This window comes from Allobosea sp., assembly GCF_030694325.1.
Taxonomy (GTDB): domain Bacteria; phylum Pseudomonadota; class Alphaproteobacteria; order Rhizobiales; family Beijerinckiaceae; genus Allobosea.
Map to the genome: position 1 here is coordinate 1 of NZ_JAUXYO010000117.1, position 6,886 is coordinate 6,886.

A 6,886-nucleotide genomic window follows, 5' to 3' on the forward strand; every position below is an offset into this window, starting at 1 on the left:
CGGTCTTCGCGCGCCGTGGCTCGGGATGGCCGTCCCGGGCCACGGCGTTCCCTCCCGGGAACCAACACCACTCTGACACATCGCCAAGAGACAATTGCGAGCGCAGCGAAGCAATCCAGGAGGGCGACGAGTTCTGCCGCCCTGGATTGCTTCGCTGCTATCGCAATGACGGGCAACGCGCTTCAACGTGATCGAGAGCTGCCCGCCTTGGTTGCCGGCTCGGCTCGCTTCGGCCGGATGTCAGCCTCACCCCATCGCCGCCTTCACCGTCTCGACGAGCTGCTTCATCGTGAAGGGCTTTGGCAGGAACTGGAAATCCTCGCCCTCGGGCAGGTTCTTGCGGAAGGCTTCCTCGGCATAGCCGGAGACGAAGACGACCTTGGTGTTGGGGTTGCGCTGGCGCAGCTCGCCGAGCAGCGTCGGGCCGTCCATCTCGGGCATCACCACGTCGGAGACGACGAGGTCGATCTGCCCGTCATGGGCGAGGAAGATGTCGAGCGCCTCGACGCCCGAGGCCGCCTCGTGGACGGTGTAGCCGCGCGAGACCAGCATGCGGGCGTTGAGCGCGCGCACCGCGTCCTCGTCCTCGACCAGCAGGATGACGCCGGCGCCGGTGTGGTCGGCGGCGACCTTCTTGGGGGCCTCCTTGACCGCGGCCTCGGCGGCGATCTCCTCCTCGCTGGGAACATGGCGGGGCAGGAAGATGCGGAAGATCGTGCCGCGCCCGACGACCGAGTCGCAGAAGACGAAGCCGCCGGTCTGCTTGACGATGCCGTAGACCATGGAGAGGCCCAGGCCCGTGCCCTTGCCGACCTCCTTGGTGGTGAAGAAGGGCTCGAAGATCTTGTCGAGATGCTCGGGCGCGATGCCGGTGCCGGTGTCCTCGACCTCGAGCAGCACATAGTCGTCCACGGGGAGGGCGGCATGGGCGAAGCTCGCGCAGTCGGCACGCTCGACATTGCGGGTGCGCACGGTGAGCTTGCCGCCGTCGGCCATGGCGTCGCGGGCGTTGACCGCGAGGTTGACGATGACCTGCTCGAGCTGGCCGAGATCGGCCTTGACCGGCCAGAGGTCGCGGCCCTGGCGGACGTCGAGCGTGACCTTGTCGGCGACGACGCGCTTCAGCATCAGCGAGAGATCGGAGAGCACGTCGCCGAGCTCCAGCACTTGCGGGCGCAGCGTCTGGCGGCGCGAGAAGGCGAGCAGCTGCCGCACCAGCGCCGCGGCGCGGTAGGCGTTCTGCTTGATCTGCATGATGTCGGGGAAGGAGGGGTCCGTCGGGCGGTGGCTCGCCAGCAGGAACTCCGAGGCGTTGATGATGACCTGCAGCACGTTGTTGAAGTCGTGCGCGATGCCGCCGGCGAGCTGGCCGACCGCCTGCATCTTCTGGGCCTGGTCGATGTTGTCCTTGAGCTTGCGCTCGGCGGTGGTCTCCAGCGCGTAGATGATGGCGCGCTCGCCGTCGCCATCCTCCGTCGCCGCCACGGGCGAGAGATAGAGCCGCGCCGAGCGGGCCTCGTCGGCGGCGAGCGTCAGGTCGAGCGGGGTGATCTCGCCGCGGCCCTCCATCGCCTCGGTCAGCGCCTTGTCGAGGCCGCCGCCCGGCGCGACGAGATCGAGGATCGTGGCGGGCTGCGGCCCGGCCGGGGTCAGGCGGGCGAAGGCGGCGTTGGCGCGCAGGATCGCGCCGTTGCGGTCGACGGTGGCGATCGCCATCGGCGTCGAGTGGAAGAAGCGGGCGAAGCGGATCTCGGCCTCGCTGCCGCCATCCGTGCCAGCCTCGCCGGGGGCGCGGTTGAGCACGAGCGTGCGCGAGGGGCCGGCGCGGCCGTCGCTGCCGAAGGCGACCTGGTGGTGCAGGCGCACGGGCAGAGGCGCGCCGTTGCGGCGCTTGAGGTCGACGTCGAGCACCTCGACGCGGACATCGCCGGCGTGGCCGCGGATGGCCTGGACGAGGGCGGCGGCGGCGGGCGTCGCGATGTCGTCGAGATGCAGGCCCCCCGAGCCGAAGCGGGCGAGGTCGAAATCGAGCCAGCCGGAGAGGGTGGCGTTGAGATAGGAGACCTCGCCATCGGCATCGATCGAGACGAAGCCGGCCGGCGCATGGTCGAGATAGTCGATCGCGTGCTGGAGCTCCTGGAAGGCGTTCTCCTGGCGCTCGCGCTCGGGCGTGACGTCGGAGACCGACCAGAGCGTCGCGGGCCGCCCGTCGCGGCGCAGCGGCGAGACCTTGATGCGGTACCAGCCGACGGCGCCGCGCCCGCCCAACGCCGGCTCGAGCCGGACCTCCTCGACGAGCTTGCGGCTCTCGCGGGCGGCTGTAGCGAGGCGGTAGATCGCCTCCGAGACCTCGGCGCGGCCGGTGAAGAGGCTGCCGACCGGGCGCAGATCGCTGGCGCCGCGCGCGCCCGCCAAAGCGAGATAGGCCTCGTTGGCATAGACGATCGCGGTCTCGCCCTCGGTCACGACGACGCCCTCGTCGGCCCGGTCGACGATCGCCTTGGTCAGGTCGTTGCGGGCGGCGCGGCCGGAGAACTGGACGAGACCGATGGCGAAGGCGAAGAGGCCGAAGACGCCGACGACCGAGAGCAGCGCGAGCAGCCCCAGGATGAGCGGCTGGGCCCATTCATTGGCGATGAAGCCGAGCGCGATCGCCGAGCCGACGAGCAGCCCCGCGACCAGCAGGATGATGCCGATATGGCCCGGTTTGTCGGAGCGATCGATCGCAGTCGTGGTGCCGCCCATGCGGTGTGGTCCGTCCCATTGGCGACGCGCCGGCCCGAGGGCGACCGTCGAGGCCTCCCGGCGAGTTAGGCGCGGCGGCGCTTCAGGCGCAAGACGTATCCGATGACTTCCGCCACCGCCTGGTAGTGTTCGACAGGAATTTCTTCGTCGATGTCGACGCTGGCGTAGAGCGCGCGGGCCAGCGGCACGTTTTCGACGATCGGGACCTCGTGCTCGCCGGCGACCTCGCGGATCTTCAGCGCCAGCGCATCGACGCCCTTGGCGAGGCAGAGCGGGGCGGCCATGCCGGGCTCGTATTGCAGCGCGACGGCGTAGTGGGTCGGGTTGGTGATGATCACCGTGGCCTTGGGCACCTGCGCCATCATGCGCTTGCGGACGCGCTGGGCCCGGATCTGGCGCAGCTTGGCCTTGACCTCGGGATTGCCCTCCGAGTTCTTGTATTCGTCCTTGAGCTCCTGCCGGGTCATCTTCTGGCGCTGGTGCCAGGAGAAGCGCTGCCAGACGAAGTCGCCCAGCGCAACAACGGCGAAGAGCGCCAGCGCCGCCGCCATCAGCTTGATCGCCAGCACGAGCGTCGCCGGCAGCAGCGCCGCGACGCTCATCTGCGCGAAGCCCTCGAGCCGGTCGTGCTCGTTCCAGAGCGTGATCCAGAGCACGGCGCCGACCAGCCCGGTCTTGGCCAGGCCCTTGGCGAAGTTGACCCAGGCTTCCTTGCCGAACATGCGCTTGGCGCCGGCCATGGGCGAGATCCGGCTGAATTTCGGCATCAGCGGGTCGAAGGTCCAGAGCGGCTTGTGCTGGATCAGCGCGCCCGCCAGCGCCGCGACGAGGATGAAGGCGAAGGGCAGGCCGAGCGCGGCGAAGCCGGTCATCACGCCCTGCTTGGCGACATTGGCGAAAGCCGAGCCGTCGGAGGGCACCTGATGGGCGTTCATCAGGAAGGCGCGCAGCGAGATCGCACTGTCGCGGGCGGCCCAGCCGGCGCCGACCAGCAGCGCCAGGGTGAAGCCGCAGAGAACGAAGAAGGTGCCGATCTCCTGCGATCTGGGAATGTCGCCTTTCTCGGCGGCCTGATCCAGCTTTCGCTGGGTCGGCTCCTCTGTCCTGTCTTCCTTGTCGGCCTCCTCGGACATCGGCGCTCAGCTCCCCGTGAACTGGCGCAGGAAGCCGCCGAGCTCGCCCAGGAAGACGCTCATCATCACGCCGATGACGGCGAAGAAGACGAGCATGCCGCCGAGGATCGAGGCCGGGACCGCGAGGAAGAAGACCTGGAGCTGCGGCATCATGCGGGCGAGCACGCCCAGCCCGAGATTGAACAGCAGGCCGAAGACGATGAAGGGCGCCGAGATCTGCACCGCCAGCGAAAAGCCCTGCGCCGCCGCCCGCACCGCCAGTGTCATCACGTCGTCGATGGGGGGCACGCCGCCGGGTGGCAGCACGCGATAGCTCTCATGGATCGCGACGATGGCGACATGGTGCAGGTCGCTGGTCAGGATCAGCGTGATGCCGAGCATGGTGAGCAGGTTGCCGATCGAGGGGTTCTGGGTCCCGCCGGTGGGATCGACCGTCATCGCGAAGCCCAGGCCCATGGTCTGCGCCACCAGCGTGCCGGCCGTCTGCAGGGCGGCCATGACGAGACGCGCGCAGACGCCGATGACGAGTCCGATCAGGATTTCGCCGAGCAGCAGGCCGACGACGCCCGCCATGTCGGACGGCAAACCGAGCTGCGGGCGCGCCATCGGCACCATCATCAGGGCGATGAAGAAGGCGAGCGACAGCCGCGCGCGCGAGAAGATGAAACGCTCGCCGATGCCCGGCATCAGCATCACCAAGGTGCCCACCCGCGCGAAGACGAGCACGAAGACGGCGCTGATCTCGGGCAGGATCGCGATCTGCATCGTGCCGCCGGGCCCTCGTCGCCATTTCGGGCGCCGCGGGGCCGGTCCGCCCGGAAGGGCAGGGCACGGCAGCGGCAGGCTCATTCGCCCGTGGCGATTCGGACGGCGACCCGCCCCATATAACCCGCCAGCGCGTCGCCCATGAACGGCAGAAACAGCATCAGCGCTGCAAAGACGGCGAGGATCTTCGGGACATAGACCAGCGTCTGCTCCTGGATCTGCGTCAGGGCCTGGATCAGCGAGACGGCGAGGCCGACGATGAGGGCCACCATCATCAGCGGGCCGCCGGCCTTGAGAAAGACCATGATGCCGTCGCGGGCGACGTCGAGAATGGCTCCGGATGTCATTGATGTCGTCCTGATCGCCCGGCTCAGACCGGCATCCGCATGATTTCTTCGTAGGCCGCGATGACGCGGTCGCGGACCGCCACCAGCGTCTCGATCGCGGCCTCGCTCTCGGCGACGGCGGTGACGACGTCGACGACGTCGGCGCGGCCCTGGGCGACGGACGCCGCCTGCGCGTCCGAGCGCCGGCCGGCATCGGCCGTGGCGTCGAGCGCCTTGCCGATCATGGCGGCGAAATCGGCGCTGCCGCTCTCGGAGCCCGAGGCGGCCTGCGGCTTGCGGAGCAGATTGCCTGCGCCCATCCCCTGGATCGAGGCATAGGCGCCGGCGGCGAAGCTGGGCGTGGCCATGACGGTCTTTCCCTTCAGGCGCGCAGGATGTCGATGGTGCGCTGGATCATCCGGCGCGTCGACGAGATCAGGTTGAGATTGGCCTCGTAGCTGCGCTGGGCCTCGCGCATGTCCATGGTCTCGATCAGCGAGTTGACGTTGGGCATGCGGACATTGCCGGCGGCGTCGGCGGTGGGGTTGCCGGGCTCGTGTTTGACCCGGAAGGCGCTCTGGTCACGCTGGACGCGGCCCATGTCGACCACCTGAGCCTCGAGCTCGCGGTCGAAGCGGCGCTGGAAGGTCGGGATCTTGCGGCGATAGGGGTCGGCCCCGGCGCGCTCCGGCCCGGAATCGGCGTTGGCCATGTTCTCGGAGATGACGCGCATGCGGCCGGACTGGCTGCGCAGCCCCGAGGTCGCCACCGCGATGCTCTTGAGAAGATCCATGTCACCCGTTCTCCCTGATCGACGACCCGGGCGCCTGTGCGGCGCCCGGCGGCGTCAGCGCCCCTTGCCGATCGCGATCTTCATCAGCCCGAGGCCCTTGCTGTAGAGCGAGGCGGCGAGCTGGTAGTCGGACTGGTTCTGGGCGACCTTCATCATTTCGTCCTCGAGATTGACCGCGTTGCCGCTGGGCGTCGTCTCGAAGCGTCGGGCACGGGCGCTGTCGAAGCCGTCGCTGCGGCCGCCGATGCCCATGTGCCCGTCGCTGGTGCGTGCCAGCGAGACAGGCCCGACACCGCCGTTGCCCGCGCTGATCACCGGCGCCTTGACGTCCATCGGCCGGAAGCCGGGGCTGTCGGAATTAGCGACGTTCTCGGCCAACACCTTCTGGCGCGACTGGTGGAAATGCATGCGCGTCTTGAGCGCCAGCATCAGGTTTCCGCCTGTGCCCAGGGCCGAATTCGCCATGGCTATCGCCCTCCCATTGCCGGCACGCTGCCGCTGCAGTGGGTAAATCTTGCCGGGTGCATGGTTAACGAGCGGTTAAAGCCCCGGGTTTCGAGCAACCGGTTAACCACGGATTCACCATGTTTCCTGAAAGCGCGGGCGCTATGCTATAGCCAGCGTGTTCAACATCGGGTGGATTCCGGCAGCCGGGACCCGGCCCCGCCGTCGCTTATGAGGCAGACCTTGCAGAGTTTGTTTGGCTTCGATCTCCCGACCGCGCAGAAGTGGGTCATCGCCTTCGGCGTCATTCTGGTCCTGCTGGTGCTGCTGGGCCTGTTCGCACGGCAGATCAAGGATGGCCGGCTGCGCATCAAGGGGCAGGGCGGGGGGCGGGCCCGGCAGCCGCGTCTGGGCGTGGTCGACATCCACGATCTCGACCGCCAGCGCCAGCTCGTGCTGATCCGCCGCGACAATGTCGAGCATCTGGTGATGATCGGCGGCGCCTCCGACGTGGTCGTCGAAACCAACATCGTGCGCAGCGGCGCGCGGACGGCGATGCCGGCCCAGCCGGATCTCGGCGTGCCCGACCGGCCGCTGCCTTTCGACACGCTGATCCCGCCCGAGCCGCGCGAACCGGCCGAGGATCCGCGCCGCGCCGCGCCGCCGGCCCCGGTGGCGCC

7 protein-coding genes and 1 pseudogene are annotated in these 6,886 nt (G+C 68.9%); 1 reads left to right on the forward strand and 7 read right to left on the reverse strand.

Annotated elements, in window-relative coordinates; all coding sequences use genetic code 11:
• Positions 1-246: 246 nt before the first annotated feature.
• The 7 genes from cckA to flgB all read right to left on the reverse strand — a co-directional run bounded on the left by cckA (position 247) and on the right by flgB (position 6,227).
• Entirely contained in the window at positions 247-2,745 is a 2,499-nt protein-coding gene (gene cckA / locus Q8M82_RS07050) for a cell cycle histidine kinase CckA (RefSeq protein ID WP_305690667.1), read from the reverse strand.
• Positions 2,746-2,810: 65 nt separating this feature from the next.
• Entirely contained in the window at positions 2,811-3,878 is a 1,068-nt protein-coding gene (gene flhB, locus Q8M82_RS07055) for a flagellar biosynthesis protein FlhB (RefSeq protein ID WP_305690668.1), read from the reverse strand.
• Positions 3,879-3,884: 6 nt separating this feature from the next.
• Positions 3,885-4,643, reverse strand: coding sequence for a flagellar biosynthetic protein FliR (gene fliR, locus Q8M82_RS07060; RefSeq protein ID WP_305690669.1), 759 nt, complete (start codon positions 4,641-4,643; stop codon positions 3,885-3,887).
• A gap of 80 nt (positions 4,644-4,723) precedes the next feature.
• The gene (gene fliQ, locus Q8M82_RS07065; protein ID WP_305690670.1) at positions 4,724-4,990 is read right to left on the reverse strand and encodes a flagellar biosynthesis protein FliQ; all 267 of its coding nucleotides are present in this window, start codon (positions 4,988-4,990) and stop codon (positions 4,724-4,726) included.
• 23 nt (positions 4,991-5,013) lie between these two features.
• On the reverse strand, positions 5,014-5,337 hold the full coding sequence (locus Q8M82_RS07070) for a flagellar hook-basal body complex protein FliE (RefSeq protein ID WP_305690671.1): 324 nt from the start codon (positions 5,335-5,337) through the stop codon (positions 5,014-5,016).
• 14 nt (positions 5,338-5,351) lie between these two features.
• Positions 5,352-5,762 carry a flagellar basal body rod protein FlgC gene (gene flgC / locus Q8M82_RS07075; RefSeq protein WP_305690672.1) on the reverse strand — a complete coding sequence of 137 codons (411 nt, stop codon included), beginning with the start codon at positions 5,760-5,762 and terminating at the stop codon, positions 5,352-5,354.
• 54 nt (positions 5,763-5,816) lie between these two features.
• Positions 5,817-6,227: a flagellar basal body rod protein FlgB gene (gene flgB, locus Q8M82_RS07080; protein WP_305690673.1), complete on the reverse strand. Its 411-nt coding sequence runs from the start codon at positions 6,225-6,227 to the stop codon at positions 5,817-5,819.
• A gap of 222 nt (positions 6,228-6,449) precedes the next feature.
• Here flgB and Q8M82_RS07085 point away from each other — a divergent pair.
• A pseudogene (locus tag Q8M82_RS07085) lies at positions 6,450-6,886 on the forward strand (flagellar biosynthetic protein FliO); the annotation flags it as partial.